At 65.1% G+C, this 16,082-nt stretch carries 16 protein-coding genes; 10 read left to right on the top strand and 6 right to left on the bottom strand.

From position 1 onward, the window contains the following. The first annotated feature begins 99 nt into the window (after positions 1–99). Positions 100–924, top strand: coding sequence for an IclR family transcriptional regulator (locus AB3X95_RS17745; protein WP_368622045.1), 825 nt, complete (start codon positions 100–102; stop codon positions 922–924). Positions 925–985: 61 nt separating this feature from the next. Here AB3X95_RS17745 and AB3X95_RS17740 read toward each other — a convergent pair whose 3' ends face one another. After that, positions 986–2,176 carry a M20 aminoacylase family protein gene (locus AB3X95_RS17740; protein WP_368622044.1) on the bottom strand — a complete coding sequence of 397 codons (1,191 nt, stop codon included), beginning with the start codon at positions 2,174–2,176 and terminating at the stop codon, positions 986–988. A gap of 111 nt (positions 2,177–2,287) precedes the next feature. Here AB3X95_RS17740 and AB3X95_RS17735 point away from each other — a divergent pair, with 111 nt between their 5' ends. Further along, complete coding sequence (locus AB3X95_RS17735) at positions 2,288–3,196, top strand: LysR family transcriptional regulator (RefSeq protein ID WP_368622043.1); 909 nt, start codon at positions 2,288–2,290, stop codon at positions 3,194–3,196. Positions 3,197–3,211: 15 nt separating this feature from the next. Here the strand turns inward: AB3X95_RS17735 and phnN are convergent, their stop codons facing one another. Genes phnN through phnF form a run of 3 tightly spaced genes read right to left on the bottom strand, consistent with a single transcriptional unit; the run spans position 3,212 to position 5,279 of the window. Next, positions 3,212–3,763, bottom strand: coding sequence for a phosphonate metabolism protein/1,5-bisphosphokinase (PRPP-forming) PhnN (gene phnN / locus AB3X95_RS17730; protein WP_368622042.1), 552 nt, complete (start codon positions 3,761–3,763; stop codon positions 3,212–3,214). Continuing rightward, the gene (locus AB3X95_RS17725) at positions 3,760–4,524 is read right to left on the bottom strand and encodes a DUF1045 domain-containing protein (protein WP_176124663.1); all 765 of its coding nucleotides are present in this window, start codon (positions 4,522–4,524) and stop codon (positions 3,760–3,762) included. The genes phnN and AB3X95_RS17725 overlap by 4 nt, the downstream gene beginning before the upstream one ends. After that, positions 4,521–5,279, bottom strand: coding sequence for a phosphonate metabolism transcriptional regulator PhnF (gene phnF / locus AB3X95_RS17720; RefSeq protein ID WP_176124661.1), 759 nt, complete (start codon positions 5,277–5,279; stop codon positions 4,521–4,523). Before phnF ends, AB3X95_RS17725 begins: the two co-directional genes overlap by 4 nt. Positions 5,280–5,459: 180 nt before the next feature. On the opposite strand from phnF, the gene phnG reads away from it, so the two are divergent. The 7 genes from phnG to AB3X95_RS17685 are packed head-to-tail and all read left to right on the top strand — an operon-like array spanning position 5,460 to position 11,364. Next, entirely contained in the window at positions 5,460–5,966 is a 507-nt protein-coding gene (gene phnG, locus AB3X95_RS17715; RefSeq protein ID WP_368622041.1) for a phosphonate C-P lyase system protein PhnG, read from the top strand. Then, complete coding sequence (gene phnH, locus AB3X95_RS17710; protein ID WP_368622040.1) at positions 5,966–6,577, top strand: phosphonate C-P lyase system protein PhnH; 612 nt, start codon at positions 5,966–5,968, stop codon at positions 6,575–6,577. Before phnG ends, phnH begins: the two co-directional genes overlap by 1 nt. Beyond that, positions 6,577–7,713, top strand: a complete 1,137-nt coding sequence (locus AB3X95_RS17705) for a carbon-phosphorus lyase complex subunit PhnI (RefSeq protein WP_176381059.1) — start codon at positions 6,577–6,579, stop codon at positions 7,711–7,713. Before phnH ends, AB3X95_RS17705 begins: the two co-directional genes overlap by 1 nt. Next, entirely contained in the window at positions 7,710–8,642 is a 933-nt protein-coding gene (locus tag AB3X95_RS17700) for an alpha-D-ribose 1-methylphosphonate 5-phosphate C-P-lyase PhnJ (protein ID WP_184227340.1), read from the top strand. The genes AB3X95_RS17705 and AB3X95_RS17700 overlap by 4 nt, the downstream gene beginning before the upstream one ends. Further along, positions 8,639–9,409, top strand: a complete 771-nt coding sequence (phnK, locus tag AB3X95_RS17695; RefSeq protein ID WP_176366647.1) for a phosphonate C-P lyase system protein PhnK — start codon at positions 8,639–8,641, stop codon at positions 9,407–9,409. The genes AB3X95_RS17700 and phnK overlap by 4 nt, the downstream gene beginning before the upstream one ends. Before the next feature lie 8 nt (positions 9,410–9,417). Next, the gene (gene phnL, locus AB3X95_RS17690) at positions 9,418–10,194 is read left to right on the top strand and encodes a phosphonate C-P lyase system protein PhnL (protein WP_176124650.1); all 777 of its coding nucleotides are present in this window, start codon (positions 9,418–9,420) and stop codon (positions 10,192–10,194) included. Positions 10,195–10,230: 36 nt separating this feature from the next. Next, a complete protein-coding gene (locus AB3X95_RS17685; protein ID WP_368622039.1) occupies positions 10,231–11,364 on the top strand; it encodes an alpha-D-ribose 1-methylphosphonate 5-triphosphate diphosphatase in 1,134 nt (377 codons plus the stop codon). A gap of 63 nt (positions 11,365–11,427) precedes the next feature. Here the strand turns inward: AB3X95_RS17685 and AB3X95_RS17680 are convergent, their stop codons facing one another. Both AB3X95_RS17680 and AB3X95_RS17675 read right to left on the bottom strand, forming a co-directional pair. Beyond that, on the bottom strand, positions 11,428–13,266 hold the full coding sequence (locus AB3X95_RS17680) for a diguanylate cyclase (protein ID WP_368622038.1): 1,839 nt from the start codon (positions 13,264–13,266) through the stop codon (positions 11,428–11,430). Further along, positions 13,266–14,495, bottom strand: a complete 1,230-nt coding sequence (locus AB3X95_RS17675; RefSeq protein ID WP_368622037.1) for a PotD/PotF family extracellular solute-binding protein — start codon at positions 14,493–14,495, stop codon at positions 13,266–13,268. Before AB3X95_RS17675 ends, AB3X95_RS17680 begins: the two co-directional genes overlap by 1 nt. A gap of 649 nt (positions 14,496–15,144) precedes the next feature. Here AB3X95_RS17675 and AB3X95_RS17670 point away from each other — a divergent pair. Further along, positions 15,145–15,927 (top strand): ABC transporter substrate-binding protein, encoded by a 783-nt coding sequence (locus AB3X95_RS17670; protein WP_176107730.1) that lies wholly within the window; start codon positions 15,145–15,147, stop codon positions 15,925–15,927. Positions 15,928–16,082: the final 155 nt, after the last annotated feature.

The raw sequence follows: 16,082 nt of genomic DNA, 5'->3' as shown, positions 1-16,082 counted from the left end.
CTCGCCTTTGCGCCGCAACGCAAAACGCAGCGCCGCATCGAAACGAACGCGCGTCGCGGGTCCTCCGCGCGCACACTTTTGCAACCACGATCAAGGTCCATGAGCAAAGCCCTGCCGCCGTCTTCCGTCGCGCCCGCCAACGTCGAACCGGCCCCGGAGAAACCGGGCGACTCGTACGTGCAGTCGTTCGCGCGCGGCCTCGCGGTCATCCGCGCATTCGACGCGACGCGCCCCGAACAGACGCTCACCGACGTCGCCGCGGCGACCGGCCTCCCGCGCGCCGGCGCGCGCCGGATTCTGCTGACGCTGCAAACGCTGGGCTACGTGGAAGCCGAGGGACGCCTGTTTCGTCTGACGCCGAAGATTCTCGACCTCGGCTTCGCGTACCTGACCTCGATGCCGTTCTGGAACCTCGCCGAACCGGTGATGGAAAGCCTGTCGGCACAGGTGCACGAAAGCTGCTCGGCGGCGGTGCTCGATCGCACCGAGATCGTCTACGTGCTGCGCGTGCCGACTCACAAGATCATGACGATCAATCTGTCGATCGGCAGCCGCCTGCCTGCGTACTGCACGTCGATGGGCCGCGTGCTGCTCGCCTCGCTCGACGAGGAAACGCTCGACGCGACGCTGAACTCGTCGCCGCTCTACGCGCACACGCCGCGCACCGTCACCGACAAGGAAGAACTGAAGAAGGTGATCGAGCAGGTGCGTCGCCAGGGGTGGGCGATCGTCGATCAGGAACTCGAAGGCGGTTTGATTTCGCTATCCGCGCCGATTCGCAATCGCCAAGGCCGCGTGATCGCCGCGATGAACATCAGCGGCAACGCGCAGCGCAATTCGGCGAAACAGATGGTGAAGGCGTTTCTGGAACCGCTGCAGCAAGCCGCGCAGACGGTCTCGGAGATGGTCGCGCGGCGCGGCTGACGCACGCGGCTATCTGCGAACGCGCGCGTTTGCTGCGGGCCCCGGCATTTGCTCTTGTCGCTCACTGCGCGAGATAGCGCTCCACCAGCCGCGCCCAGAACGCCGCGCCGATCGGCAGACTGCGGTCGTTGAAGTCGTAGTGCGGGTTGTGCACCATGCAGCCGTCCTCGCCGACGCCGTTGCCGATGCGCAGAAACGTGCCCGGCCGCTTCTGCAGCATGAACGCGAAGTCCTCGCTGCCCATCAGGATGTCGGTCTGCTCGACTACCTTGTCGTCGCCGACCAGCTCGCGCGCGACCTGCGCCGCGAACTCCGTTTCGGCGTCCGTATTGATGACGACCGGATAACCTTCGATGTACTCGACGTGCGCCTTGCCGCCATAGCTCGCCGCCTGCGACTCGGCCAGCTCGGTGATGCGCTTCTTCAGCAACTCACGCACCTCGGGGCTGAATGAGCGCACGCTCAGTTCGAGCCGCGCGCTGCTAGAAATCACGTTGTTCGCGGTGCCCGCGTGCATCGAGCCCACCGTCACCACGGCTGGCTGCGACGGATCGACGTTGCGCGCGACGATCGTCTGCAGCGCCATCACGATGCTCGCGGCAACCACGACCGGATCGACGGTCAGATGCGGACGCGCCGCATGGCCGCCGACGCCTTCGATCGTGATGGTCGCCTTGTCCCCCGCCGACATGAACGGCCCCTTGCGGAACAGCAGCATGCCCGGCTCTGCGCCAGGATGATTGTGCAGGCCGAACACGGCGTCGCACGGGAAGCGCTCGAACAGGCCGTCGTTGATCATCTTCAAGGCGCCGCTGTCGATGCCGCTTTCCTCGGCCGGCTGGAAGTACAGATGCACGGTGCCCGAGAAATTACGCGTGGCCGCGAGACGTTGCGCGGCGCCGAGCAGGATCGTCGTGTGACCATCGTGGCCGCACGCGTGCATCTTGCCGTGGGTGCCGCTCGCGTACGGCAGGCCGGTCTGTTCGATGATCGGCAGTGCGTCCATGTCCGCGCGAATGCCGATGCTGCGCTTGCCGTCGCCTACCTTCATTGTGCCGACCACGCCGGTCTTGCCGACCCCGCGTGTGACCTGCCAGCCCCACTGTTCGAGCTTTTCCGCGACGAGCGCCGCGGTTCGCACTTCCTCGTACGCGAGTTCGGGATGGTGGTGAATGTGATGGCGAATCTCGCGCAGGCTCGCGGCGGCGGGTTCCAGATCGGACACTTCGGTCAAACGCGGGGTCTGGTTCATCGTTTGCATCGCTCCAGTGAATAGCCTCGCACTATATCCATGCCGTTTCGTTCAAATAAGATGCTATTTTTTTCACCCTGATTAACAGCTCTTATATACGGGGTTACCCTGATGAAACTGCAGCAGTTGCAGGCCTTCGTCGCCGCTGCGCATCACCGCAGCCTGCGCGCCGCCGCGCGTGAGCTCGGCGTCACGCAGCCGGCCGTCACGCATACGATTCGCGAGCTGGAAAGCGCGCTCAATGCGGAGCTGATGGTGCGCAGCGTGCGCGGCATCGAGCTGACCGCGTGCGGGCTCGCGCTGTTGCCGCGCGCCGAGCAGTTGCTGGGCGACATGCGCCGCACTGTCGAGGCCGTCGAGCAGGTGAAAGGAGAACTGGCCGGCAAGGTCGGCGTCGGCACGATGCCATCGCTCGCGCTGACGGTGCTGCCGCATGCGATGTCGAGCTTTCGCGAGAAGATGCCGCTCGTGAGTCTGCATCTGGAGGAAGTGACGGTGCCCGATGCGCTCGCGCGTCTGCGCAACGGCACACTCGATCTCGCGGCGATCCATCACGTTCAGGCATTGGATAACGATCTGGTGCAGGTGCCGCTGTACTCGACGCAGTTCGTCGTCACGATGCGCGCCGGGCATCCGCTCGCGAACGTCACGCGTCTGTCCGAGCTGCTCGACGCCGAGTGGATCGTCACGGTCGGCGCCGATCACTTCCCGCACAGCGTGATGATGGCGATGTTCAGCGCGCATGGTCTGCCGCTGCCGAAGCGGCTGCTGCGCGCGCCGTCGTCGTTTGCGGTGACGCTCGGGCTCGTATCGCAGACCGACGTGATCAGCTGCTTCACGCGGCCGCTCGCGCAGCGGGTCGCGCCGCTCGGCATTCGCGTCGCGCAGATCGAAGACGCGCTGCCGAAATACGATCTGAGCATCATCTCGCGACGCGATCTACTGCCGACGCCGGCCGTACAGCAGTTCGTCGCGTGTTTGCGGCAGGTCACGCGGGAGCGGATGGGGGCCGTGCAATAAGGTCGCGTGACTGCGTTACGCGCTCACCCGCTCCTTGAGCACCGTGATCAACGCGTGCCCCGCTTCTTCGAGCGTGCCGGAGTTGTCGATCGTCGTGCAGCGCACGCCGGCCGGCAACGCAAACGGCGCGCGCCGCGCGAGCCGCGCCGCGACCTGCTCCGACGATTCGCGCGCTCGCGCGCCGAGCCGCGCTTCGAGAATATGCGGCGCGGCGCTCACGTGCACCACTTCCGCGCGTGGATAGCGCGCGAGCGCATGCTGCAGGTACTGCCGCGAGCCATTGACGACCACCGTGCAGCCGCGCGCGAGCCACGCATCGAGTTCGATGCCGATGCCATAGCGCAGCGAATGGCTCGACCATTCGAGCGCGAACAGGCCCAGCACCGAGCGCGCGGCGAACTCCTCGACGCTCAGTGCGACATGCACTTCGCCATTGCCGCTCGGCCGCGTGATGTAACGATGCGCGAACACGACCGGCTCGCCGGCGAGCCGCGTGCGCGCGAATTGCAGCAGCGAATCTTTGCCCGCGCCGGACGGCCCCATCACATAGATCAAACGCCCGTTCATTGGCTGCTCACCTCGTCTTGCTGCTCGTCCTTGCGATCGCCGTGTCTCGCGCCGTCGCTGAACGGCAGTGGCTGCCACAGCACGAACGGCTCGCCCGGCGCCGGCTCGACGAACAGCGCGGCCTGATCGACCGCGAGCGGCCCCAGCGCAGGTGCGCGCTCACGCCACCATGCGAGCAGCGTCGCGCGCTCGTCAGGATCGGCGAGCGAACTGGACAGCGTCATATGAAAACGGAACTCGTCGAACACGTACGGATAGCCCCATTGCAGCAGCAACGCACGTTGGCGTTCGGTGAGCGGTGCGGCGAGCCGGCGCTCGAGATCGGCCGCAGACGGCCGCGCGCGCAGCCCGTCTAGCGACTCCAGCGCGTTCGACGCAAGCTCGCGAATGCGCGTCTCGCCATCTGCATCGGCCGGTCGCAATGCGACGAAGTCGCCCAACGTGGCCGCTTCCACCGGCAACGCGAACGGCTGCCGCCCTAGCGCCCACGCCCGCGCAGCCGCGAGCACGTCGTGCTGCGTGACACCGGCGCCGAGCCGGAACGGGGCGACCAGCGTGCCATGCCAGCCATAGCGGCGCGGCGAGTCCGTCAATGCGGCGAGCGGGCGCGTCAGGCCTGGCGGCTGCGGCTGCGCGCGGCGCTCGCCGCTTTGCGCATCGCGGCCGAGCCATGTCGAGCCCGCCTGCCACCACGCCGATTCACATGACGGCGCGTAGTACAGCGCAAAGCGCGCTTCGGCACTCCATGCGGGGCCGCTCACAGGTCATGCTCCACGAGCAGTTGCACGCGGTCGGCCGCAAAGTGCGTGAAGCCGTATTTGACCGGCGTGCCGTGCAAATCGACGTCGACGTTCTCGACCCACAGCACCGGCTGCTGACGGTTGATGTTGAGCCGCCGCGCGACCTCCGGCTCGGGCAGCACGCTGCCGATGCGGCTCCACTTGCGCAGATAATCGTCCACGCCGAATTCGGCCAGCGCCTTCGTCGTGCCGCCGAGGCGTTGCACGACCTCCGGCAACTCCGGAAAACGCGCGGCCGGATACCAGCTGCGCGCGAACGTAAGCGGCACGCCGTCGGACTCGTTCAGCGATTCGATCCGATAGACCGCCGCGCCCGCGCGCAGACCCAACGCCTTTGCGACGCTGGGCTCGGCTTTCACGCGCGCGCCCGACAGCATCGTGCCGCCGGGCGAGTGATGTTGTTGACGCAGGTTCTCGGTGAAACGCGTACGGCGGCCGATCGAATAGTCGATCGCGCCGGGCTGCACGAACGTGCCGCGCCCCTGCTCGACGCTGACGAGGCCGAGCGCTGCGAGGCCGAGCATCGCGCGACGCACCGTGTGACGGTTGACGTCGAAGCGCTTCGCCAGCTCACCCTCGCTCGGCAACCGTCCTTCTTCCCCAAACCCGCTTGCCGCGATCTCGGCGGCGAGAATCTGTTCGATCTGTCTCCAGACGGCCACGCCCGCGCCGCGTTCGAGCATCGTGGCCGGCGCCGCGCTGTCGTTCGATGTCATGGTGCTGTCATTCCCTTCGGTTCAAATGATCGCCATGACGTGCATTGTAGTGCGCAAGCCGTGATGGAAATATGAAACGTCCGCCGCGCACCACAGTCCAGACAACTACGCCTGTAAACGTCTAGACGTTTAGATGAATAGATGCTCCAATGTCCACTCGCTGGATCGACAGGAAATCCGATGAGCCCGAGTTCCGTTCCGCCCTCTGCGCCGTTGCCCGCCGTGTCTTCGGCGGCGCGGCGCGCCTGGATGGCCGTGCTGGCCCGCACGCCGCGCGCCGACCTCGAAGCCGCGCTGCAGCGCGCGTTGCAAGATCAACCTATCCCCGCCTACGACTGGCTGCGCCCCCCTGCAATCGGCCTCGCGATGGTGCGCGGGCGCATCGGCGGCAGCGGCGATCCTTTCAATCTCGGCGAAGCAACGGTCACGCGCGCCACGCTGCGTCTGCATGCCAGCGGCGACGCCGAGGCCGCCGTCGGCGTCGCCTGTCATCTGGGACGCGACCGCCGTCGCGCCGAACTTGCGGCGCTCGCCGATGCCTTGCTGCAGATGCCCGAGCATCACGACAGCCTGCATCGTCAATTGATCGAGCCGTTCGCCGCGCAACAGAAGGCACGGCGCGAGCAACAGCAGCAGGACGCCGCGGCGACGCGCGTCGAATTCTTCACGATGGTGCGAGGCGACTGATGGAACATTCACCGATTGCGTTGTCCACGCTGACGCCGGGTTTCGCGGACCCGGTCCACGACACCCGGGCCGTGTTTCGCACGCTGCTCGACGCGTTGTCGCGCCCCGGCACGAACGGCGTGATTCGTGACGTGCTGCCCGAGTTGCGCAACACGCCGGTCGAACCCGCCGCCTTCGCTGCGCTGCTGACGCTCTGCGACTACGCGACACCGGTCTGGCTCGCGCAGCCTGATACCGCGCTCGCGTCGGCGTTGCGTTTTCACACCGGCGCGCCGCTCGTCGATGCGCCCGGCGACGCCGCATTCGTCTATCTGCACGACGCCGACGCGTTGCCGTCGCTCGAAAGCTTCGCACCCGGCAGCGCCGAGTCGCCCGAGCAATCGGCCACGCTGCTGATCCGCGTCGACGCGCTGACGGGCGGCGCACCGGTCACGCTGAGCGGCCCCGGCATTCTGGAGAGCCAAACGATTTCGCCGGTTGGTCTTCCCCCACGGTTCTGGCAAGAGCGCGCGATGCTCGCACCGCTGTTTCCGTGCGGCATCGACTGTTATCTGGTTTGCGGCCCGCGCGTGATCGGCCTGCCGCGCACAACTGAAGCGAAGGTGAACTGATGTACGTTGCCGTCAAAGGTGGAGAACGCGCGATCGAAGCGTCGTGGCGCCTGCTCGACAAAGCGCGCCGCGGCGATACGCAGATCGCCGAACTGAGCGTCGCGCAGATTCGCGAGCAGTTGCGGCTCGCGGTCGCGCGCGTGATGACCGAAGGCTCGGTCTACGACGAGGAGCTTGCCGCGCTCGCAATCAAGCAGGCAGCCGGCGATCTGGTCGAAGCGATCTTCCTGCTGCGCGCATATCGCACCACGTTGCCGCGCTTCGGCTATACGCGCGCCATCGATACCGAATCGATGCGGGTCGAGCGGCGCATCTCGGCGACCTTCAAGGACTTGCCCGGTGGCCAGTTGCTCGGCGCGACCTACGACTACACGCAGCGCCTGCTCGATTTCGCGTTGCTCGCCGATGGCGACGACGCGCGGCAGCACGTGACGCAAGGCAATGCGCCGGTTTCGCAAGAACCGCCCGCGCCGGAAGCGATGCCGCGCGTCGTGTCGCTGCTCGACAAGGAAGGCCTGATCGAACAGGAGCGCCCGACACCGGATGGCGCGGAACCCGGCGATCTGTCGCGCGAACCGCTCGCGTTTCCAGCGAGCCGCGCGACGCGTCTGCAGAACCTCGCGCGCGGCGACGAAGGCTTTCTGCTCGCAATGGGCTATGCGACACAACGCGGCTACGCGCACTCGCATCCGTTCGCGGGCGAGATCCGTTTCGGCACGATCGCGGTCGAAATGGACCTCGACGAACTCGGCGAAGCGGTCGACATCGGCGATATCGACATCACCGAATGTCAGATGATCAACCAGTTCGCGGGCAGCAGCGCGGTGCCGCCGACCTTCACGCAGGGCTACGGGCTCGCGTTCGGCCACTCGGAGCGCAAGGCGATGGCGATGGCGCTGGTCGATCGCGCGCTGCGCGCCGAAGAACTCGGCGAGACGCTCTCGTCGCCGACACAGGACATCGAATTCATGCTGTCGCATAGCGATAACGTCGAGGCGTCGGGCTTCGTGCAGCACCTGAAGCTGCCGCATTACGTCGACTTCCAGGCGGAGCTGGAACTGGTGCGGCGCTTGCGCGCGCAGCATCACGGCAACGATGAATCAGGCCACGCCACCGATAAGGAGCAAGCAGCATGAACGCGCCCGACACCGCTGTTGCAAACACCTCATACGACAGCGCCGCGCACGGCTATAACTTCGCGTATCTCGACGAGCAGACCAAACGCATGCTGCGCCGCGCGTTGCTGAAGGCAGTCGCCGTGCCGGGCTACCAGGTGCCGTTCGCATCACGAGAAATGCCTCTGCCGTATGGCTGGGGCACCGGCGGCATCCAGGTTACCGCCGCGATCATCGGCAAGACGGACACGCTGAAGGTCATCGATCAGGGCTCCGACGAAACCACCAACGCCGTCAACATTCGCCGCTTCTTCGCGCGCACCACGGGTGTGGCGACCACCCGGCACACCAGCGAGGCGACGATCATCCAGACGCGGCACCGGATTCCCGAAACGCCGCTAACCGAGCGGCAGATCCTCGTCTATCAGGTGCCGATGCCCGAGCCGCTGTTCCGGCTCGAACCGCGCGTCGCCGAATGCAAGAAGCTGCATGCGCTCGCCGATTACGGGCTGATCAGCGTGAAGCTGTACGAAGACATCGTGCATCACGGCAGCATCGCGACCACGTATGACTACCCGGTGATCGTCAATCATCGCTATCTGACATCGCCGTCGCCGATCCCGAAGTTCGACAATCCGAAGATGCATATGAACGCCGCGCTGCAACTGTTCGGCGCGGGCCGCGAGCGCCGCATTCACGCGATTCCGCCTTATACGCCGGTGCGCAGTCTCGACTTCGACGATCATCCGTTCGAGGTGCAGAAGTGGCAGCACGCGTGCGCGTTGTGCGGATCGAAGGAAAGCTTTCTCGACGAGATGATCGTCGACGACGCCGGCACGCGCATGTTCGTGTGCTCGGATAGCGACTACTGTCACGAGCGGCGCGGCGACGGCGAGATCGAACCGCAAGCACCACTGCCCCGCGCTGAACGCGAAGGAGAATCCGCATGACGCCGCTTCTGAGCGCCCGCGCGCTCACCAAACAGTATGGCGGCCGCAACGGTTGCCGCAACGTGAGCTTCGATCTGTATCCGGGCGAGGTGCTGTGCATCGTCGGCGAATCGGGTTCGGGCAAGACCACGCTGCTCAATACGCTGGCGCTGAAGGCCGAGGCCGATAGCGGCTCGCTGCACTACGCCGCCTCGCACGGCGACCTGCTCGATCTGCGCGCGCTGTCGGAGCCGCGCCGCCGTCTGCTGATGCGCACTGAATGGGGCTTCGTGCAGCAGAATCCGCGCGACGGCCTGCGCAGCGGCGTCTCGGCCGGCGCCAACATCGGCGAGCCATTGATGGCTGTCGGCGCGCGGCACTACGGCGAGATTCGCCGCACGGCCACGCAATGGATGGAGCGCGTCGAACTCGACCCAGCGCGCATCGACGAATTCCCCGCCGCCTTTTCGGGCGGTATGCAGCAACGTCTGCAGATTGCGCGCAATCTCGTCACCGGTCCGCGTCTGGTGTTCATGGACGAACCGACCGCCGGTCTCGACGTGTCCGTGCAGGCGCGTCTGCTCGATCTGCTGCGCACGCTGACCTCGACGCTGCATCTGTCGGTGCTGATCGTCACGCACGATATCGGCGTCGCGCGTCTGCTCGCACATAGGCTGATGGTGATGCAGGCAGGCGAAGTCGTCGAAGCGGGTCTAACCGATCAGGTGCTCGACGATCCGCAGCACCCTTATACGCAAACGCTGGTTTCCTCGGTTCTGCCGGTTTGAGGCTCACAATGCGATCCACTGAGGTAGTAATTGACGCAGGCAGCGCGGCACGTCACGGCGAGCGCGCTTTCGCCGACAACACGGCGCTGATGCTGCGCGCCACCCGCATCGGCAAGACTTTCACGCTGCACGGCCAGGGCGGTGTGCGAATCGACGCGCTCGCGAACGTATCGCTCGAAGTCGAGCGCGGTGAATGCGTGGTGCTGGTCGGGCCGTCGGGCGCGGGCAAAAGCACATTGCTGCGCTGTCTGTACGGCAACTATCTGGCGAGCACCGGCTCGATTGCGATTCGCGACACCAGCGATCAGGGCAGGCCCGTCACGATCACCGGTGCCGAACCGCGTGACGTGCTGCGTCTGCGACGTAGCGTGGTCGGCTATGTGAGCCAGTTTTTGCGCGTGATTCCGCGCGTGCCGACGCTCGCGCTCGTCGCCGAGCCGCTCATGCTGCATGGCGTCGCAGAACCTGAAGCAAACGCGCGCGCCGCTGAATTGCTCGCGCGGCTCAACGTGCCGGAACGTCTGTGGTCGCTCGCGCCCGCGACGTTTTCGGGTGGCGAGCAGCAACGCGTGAACATCGCGCGAGGTTTGATCGCCGAACATCCGCTATTGCTGCTCGACGAACCGACCGCTTCGCTCGATGCCGAAAACCGCGACGTTGTGGCCGATCTGATCGTCGAGGCGCGCGAGCGCGGCGCGGCGATCGTTGGTATCTTTCACGACGAAGAGACTCGCAACAAGGTCGCGACGCGCCGCCTGGAACTGCGGCCGCCGCTGCGGCATTAAATTGACACCAGTCCCGACTGACTACGGAGCAAGTCGATGTTGATCAGCAACGCTCGCATCGTGACGCGAGACGAAGAATTCATTGGCACCGTGCGCGTGGAAGACGGCGTGATTCGCGACGTCGAACGCGGCGCGAGTTCGGCGCGCAACGCCGAAGACTGGGACGGCGATTATCTGCTGCCCGGTCTGATCGAACTGCATACGGACAATCTCGAGAAGCACCTCGTGCCGCGTCCCGGCGTCGAATGGAATACCGACGCGGCTTTCGTGATCCACGACGCGCAGGTCGCCGCGGCCGGCATCACGACGGTATTCGACGCGCTCGCGATCGGCTCGCGCTCGAGCGTTGGGCTGCGTAACCGCCACGTGCAAACGCAATGCGCCGAATCGCTGCTGCGGCTGTCCACGCGTCGGCTGCTGCGCGCCGAGCACTTTCTGCATCTGCGCTGCGAGATTGCGACCGCCGACGTGCTCGAGGTATTCGATTCGCTGTGCGCGCATCCGCTCTTGCGGCTCGCGTCGGTGATGGACCATACGCCGGGACAGCGCCAATGGCACGATCGCGAGCAATGGCGCCGCTTCCAGGAGCGCAACGGCAAGATGAGCGACGAGCATGTCGCGAGCACGCTCGCCGAACTCGCGGTCGAACAGGAGCGTTACGCGGATGAGCATCGCCGCGAGATCGTCGCGCGGTGCCGGCGGCTCGGCATTCCGGTCGCGAGCCACGACGACACGTTGATCGAGCACGTCGAACAGGCGAAGGCCGAAGGCATCGTGCTGGCCGAATTCCCGACCACGCGCATCGCCGCGCAAGCCGCGCGCGAGCACGGCATCGCAACGATCATGGGCGCGCCGAACATCGTGCGCGGCGGCTCGCATTCGGGCAACGTGTCGGCGCTCGAACTCGCGCGCGCGGATCTGCTCGATATTCTGTCGTCGGATTACGTGCCGTCGAGCTTGCTGACCGCGGTGTTCGATCTCGTCGAAAAAGCGGGCTGGTCGCTGCCGCGCGCGATGGCAACGGTCTCGGCCGAACCGGCGCGCACCGCCGGTCTCACGGACCGCGGCGCGATCGAGCCGGGCTTGCGCGCGGATCTCGTGCGCGTGACGATGCTCGACAAGCTGCCAGTGCCGCGCGCGACTTATCGCGGCGGGGTGCGGATTGTTTGAGTGGGGAACTGAAGGCGCGCCTGCGTCTCAGGTCGACAGCTCAGCCGCGCGGATAACACCGCGTCACGCGGTAGGCTCCTCCTCGCACCCCTCGGTCGCATCTCGCGCGGCGTGCGCCTGCGCGAGCTGCGCGTGGGCAAGCCGCGCCTGCTCGGCCTGTTCGTGGAGCCGCATGGCGAGCAGATCCTGATAGCGCAGATACGCGCAGCGGCCACCCGATTTCGCCGCATACATCGCCGCATCGGCGTTCAGCAGCAGTTCCTCGGCATTGCCGCTGTCGTGCGGAAACTCGCTGATGCCGATGCTCGCGCCGACCGTCATGCTATTGCCGTCGACGCTCAGCGTTTCGTTCAGCGCATCCATGATGCGCTCGGCGATTTCGGGCGTGACCTCGGCCGCGCGCTGCCCTTCGATCAGCACGATGAATTCGTCGCCGCCGAGCCGCGCGACCACGTCCCCGGCGCACAGTACCTCCTTCAGACGGCGCGCGACCGCGACCAGCACCTTGTCGCCAACGGAGTGACCGAACTGATCGTTGATCTGCTTGAAGCGGTCGAGGTCGACGAACAGCACCGCGAGGCCTTCGCGGCGGAAGCTTGCCTCCTCGATCGCGTTCTCGAGCTTCTGCATGAACAGCATGCGGTTCGGCAAGCCGGTCAGCACGTCGTGCGAGGCCAGATGCACGAGCTCGCTCTGCTTGCTGTGCAGCGCATCCATCTGCGCGCGGATTTCGCGGCGCAAACGCTCGAAGCAGCGCGCGAGCACGCCGATTTCGTCGGTGCGTTTGAGCGGCAAGGTGTGCATCGCGTGCTCGGCGAACAGATGCGTCGCCGCATGCGCGAGCTGATGCAGCGGCTTGGTCAGCGCTCGCGCGAACAGAATTGCCAGCAGTACCGACAAAGCGCTGAACACCAGCACCATGCGAATGATCCGCGTGCCGAGCTGATTCGCGCCGCTCAACACGTCCTCGAGCGGCTTCGCGAGACCGAGCACGATGAAGCGATTGCCTTCCGAATCGCCGAACGGCCGCCGCACGAACGCGAGCACCCGTCCGTGCGCCTCATAGGGCCGCGCGAGACCGTTGACGAGCACTTCGCTGCGCCGCTGCTCGAACAGCTGCTTCGTGACCGGGAAGCTGTCCTGCATCAGCACGCGCCGGCCGCGGTCGAAACCGAAGGTCTTCGACGCGTCGGGATGTACCAGGAAGTCGCCCCACTCGTTCGCCAGATAGACCTGGTAGTCGCTCGGCAGATCGCTCTGCAAACGCCGCAGCATGCCGGCCAGATCGACGTCGATCACGACGACGCCGACCACCGTGCCGCGCGCATCCGCGATCGGCGTGCCAAGACGCAGCGTCGGCCTGCCTTGCGCCGCATGCGTGCCGTATTCGTGATTGATCGAAATCGGCGAGGTGTAGATGCGTCCGGGTGAAAACGCGAGCGTTTCGAATACGTAGGGAAACTGAGCTTTTTCCTGCAGATCGTCACCCTGTACACGCACGAGGCCGTCGCTGTCGCGATCGAAACGGATCAGCTCGAGCCCGTGATGCTGCCGCGTGATCAGCCGCACCTGCAGATACTCCGGGTGGTGCAGCATGAAGCTCGAATACACCTGCGCGAGCCGCTCGCGGCCGAGGTTCGGGCGGATGCCGTCGTCGGTCTGCGTGACGCTCACCGATGACGGCATCGTCGCCAGCACCAGCGCGTCTGCCGCGACGTCGTCGATCGATACGGCGATGCGCTGGCCGAGCAGCTCCGTCGAAGTCTGCAGGCTGCGCTCCGCTTCGTTGACCAGCATCGTGCGATTCGCGCGATACGCGTAATAACCGGTCGCGCCCGACGCCAGCACGCCGATGCACGCGAGCAGCACGGATAGCTTGAAGGTCAGGCCGCGATGCAGCATCAGAAGCGCTCCGAACGGTCGCCCGACACGATGCGCGTCCACAATTGCTCGCGGCGGTCGATATCCTCGACCGGACTGATCCAGACGATGTGCGCGTTGGGGTTGCCTTCGGCCGGCTCGGTCAGCGTATTCGCGAGCCCCTGGCGCTGTGTCAGCAGCGCGCTCACGCTCGGCTCGAGCATGTAGTTGATCCACGCGAGCGCGAGCGGCTGGTCGCTCGCCGCGCGCGTCATCGACCAGCAGTCGAGCCACGCGAGCGCGCCTTCGTCCGGAATCACATAGCCGACGTCGGCACCAGCGCGCCGCAGCAACTGCACCTGCTGCGTGCCGTAGTTGCCGAACATCAGCGCGACCTTGTGCTGGATGAAGAACGCGGTCGCCTCCTCGGGCAGCGTGTAGTAGGTCAGCAGATTGCGGCGCAGCTCGACGAGCTTGTGCGCGATCGTGCGCATCTGCGCGGGGTCGAGTTGAAACGGATGCGGATAGCCAAGCGCGAGCGCGGTGAACGAGAAGTTGTGCTGCGCGCTATTGAAGTCGAGCACCTTGCCACGATAGCGCGGGTTCCACAGTTCGAGCATCGAATGCGGCGCCACCGGAATCTGCTTGCGATCGTAGATGAGACCCATCGACGAATAGGTGAACGGAATCGCGTAGACCTTGCCCGCCGACGTCAGGCCGCCGATCGAGCCGAGCGCCTGGAAACGCGGCAACTGCTTCTTCGTATTGGGCAGACTCGCGAGATCGAGCGGCGCAAGCAGATTAGCCTGCGCATAACGGCGGATTTCGGCGGTGTTGGCGGCGAGCACGTCGAAAGGCGGCTCGCCCTTGCTATGCATCTGCGCCCACAGCGCCTCGTCGGAATCGACCAGCGTAACCTCGACCTTCGCGCCGTAGCGCGCTTCGAACGCCTTGACGACATCCGGGTCCGCGTAGCCAGGCCATGCGAGTACGTGCAGCACCTTGTCGGCAGCCGCGGCTGGCGTGGTCACGGCGAAACTCACGCACAGCAGTGCGCCTGTCAGAACGCGCAACGCGCGGGGCAAAACGTCGCACCGATACCCCGATACGCCAATCGATATAAATCCCGATGTAATTCTCGACGAAAAGCCGACAAAAAAACGACGCTGCAATAATGCCGCGCGCACCCGCGCGCCGACGCTCGCGATTTGTCGCTTAAAAGTCTGTTTACAACAGCCTGTTTGATCCGCCGTAAACGACATCGTGCGCATGAATAACACCGTTGAGCAGAAAGGCCTTTTGATCTAGCGCAAATGCGCGGCATTTGAATCTTAACGGCGGTCCGACGATATGCTTCGGGGCGATCCGCGCCTGCGCGGGCGGTCGGCGCCCTACGCATGGAGCATCGATGATAGCGCCAAAAGCCGTGGTTTTCGCACAGGTCCGAAACGGTTGCGCAAAAATATCGGCGCTGGTAATACCGTGTAAGCCAATGGTATCGAGGCCGCTGTTGAATAACGGCAAATTCGGCCACGAGCTTTAACGATATCCAAGTTTCAAACCCGCGTTTCGAACCGCTTTTCGGCGAATTCGCAAAGAATGCCGCCGTATATTCCGGTCGATCACGCTCGCCGCTCACCGTATTACCCCTCGTGCATTACATCCGTGTTACGCAAACACCACCAACGGTGTACGATCCGGTCACATCGGCTTGGGCGCACGCGTCGCTCTAGAGGGCCTCCTCCTGCGCCATCCGGTGTTTTACTAGCTTCCCAATATTTTTGAACTGATAAGCTTGGCGCGCGTTGCAGGCCACCCCGGCTTGCATCCTGACCAGAAGCCCGTTGCCAGTCGCGCCGGGCGTCCCGAGGCGGCACAACCGTCGAGGGCGAAATTGAACTACACCGAGGAGTAAAAACAGTGAAAAAACTGCTAGCGGCTTTGACGGTTGCCTTGATTGCCACCGTCTCCATTGGCGCACACGCTAAAGATTGGTCGACGATCCGTTTTGGCGTTGATGCCAGCTATCCCCCGTTCGAGTCGAAAGGCGCAGACGGCAAGCTCGTTGGCTTCGATATCGATCTCGGCAACGAAATCTGCAAGCGCGTCGGTGCGAAGTGCGTGTGGGTGGAAAACGACTTCGACGGCATGATCCCGGCACTGAAGGCGAAGAAGTTCGACGGCGTGCTGTCGTCGATGTCGATGACGCCGCAACGCGCCGAACAGATCGCCTTCTCGTCGAAGCTGTTCAACACGCCGACGCGCCTCGTCGCGAAGCAGGGCTCGGGCATCCTGCCGACCGCTGAATCGCTGAAGGGCAAGACGGTGGGCGTCGAACAGGGCACGATCCAGGAAACCTACGCGAAGACGTACTGGGAACCGGCGGGCGCGAAAGTCGTGCCGTATCAGAATCAGGACCAGGTCTACGCCGATCTGATCTCGGGCCGTCTGGACGCAGCGCTGCAGGACGCGGTGCAGGCTGACCAGGGCTTCCTGAAGACGCCGCGCGGCAAGGGCTTCGTGTTCGTCGGTCAGGACCTCAACGATCCGAAGATCCTCGGCAGCGGCGCCGGCATCGGCATGCGCAAGGAAGACACCGATCTGAAGGCGAAGGTCGACAAGGCGATCGCCGACATGATCAAGGACGGCACCTACAAGAAGATCGAGAAGAAGTACTTCGACTTCGACGTGTACGGCAGCTAAATCGCCGACGCGCGCCGCACGGCGCGCCGGCAGCTTGTCCGAAACGGGCTCCGCGATGCGGAGCCCGTTTTGTTTTGCGGCTCCACATCCAGCCACATGAAGCCACATCGTGCGGCATATCGGCTAAGATCGTGCAACGCGCGGTCGCCGGGAGA

It is taken from the genome of Paraburkholderia sp. BR13444 (assembly GCF_040948755.1).
Classification (GTDB): domain Bacteria; phylum Pseudomonadota; class Gammaproteobacteria; order Burkholderiales; family Burkholderiaceae; genus Paraburkholderia; species Paraburkholderia youngii.
This window is presented reverse-complemented; position numbering and strand designations above follow the sequence as displayed.

Coding starts and splice junctions, on each gene's coding strand:
- AB3X95_RS17745 (WP_368622045.1), top strand. CDS start 100: ATGAGCAAAGCCCTGCCGCCGTCTTCCGTCGCGCCCGCCAACGTCGAA.
- AB3X95_RS17740 (WP_368622044.1), bottom strand. CDS start 2,176: ATGAACCAGACCCCGCGTTTGACCGAAGTGTCCGATCTGGAACCCGCC.
- AB3X95_RS17735 (WP_368622043.1), top strand. CDS start 2,288: ATGAAACTGCAGCAGTTGCAGGCCTTCGTCGCCGCTGCGCATCACCGC.
- phnN (WP_368622042.1), bottom strand. CDS start 3,763: ATGAACGGGCGTTTGATCTATGTGATGGGGCCGTCCGGCGCGGGCAAA.
- phnF (WP_176124661.1), bottom strand. CDS start 5,279: ATGACATCGAACGACAGCGCGGCGCCGGCCACGATGCTCGAACGCGGC.
- phnG (WP_368622041.1), top strand. CDS start 5,460: ATGAGCCCGAGTTCCGTTCCGCCCTCTGCGCCGTTGCCCGCCGTGTCT.
- phnH (WP_368622040.1), top strand. CDS start 5,966: ATGGAACATTCACCGATTGCGTTGTCCACGCTGACGCCGGGTTTCGCG.
- AB3X95_RS17705 (WP_176381059.1), top strand. CDS start 6,577: ATGTACGTTGCCGTCAAAGGTGGAGAACGCGCGATCGAAGCGTCGTGG.
- AB3X95_RS17700 (WP_184227340.1), top strand. CDS start 7,710: ATGAACGCGCCCGACACCGCTGTTGCAAACACCTCATACGACAGCGCC.
- phnK (WP_176366647.1), top strand. CDS start 8,639: ATGACGCCGCTTCTGAGCGCCCGCGCGCTCACCAAACAGTATGGCGGC.
- phnL (WP_176124650.1), top strand. CDS start 9,418: ATGCGATCCACTGAGGTAGTAATTGACGCAGGCAGCGCGGCACGTCAC.
- AB3X95_RS17685 (WP_368622039.1), top strand. CDS start 10,231: ATGTTGATCAGCAACGCTCGCATCGTGACGCGAGACGAAGAATTCATT.
- AB3X95_RS17680 (WP_368622038.1), bottom strand. CDS start 13,266: ATGCTGCATCGCGGCCTGACCTTCAAGCTATCCGTGCTGCTCGCGTGC.
- AB3X95_RS17675 (WP_368622037.1), bottom strand. CDS start 14,495: ATGCGCACGATGTCGTTTACGGCGGATCAAACAGGCTGTTGTAAACAG.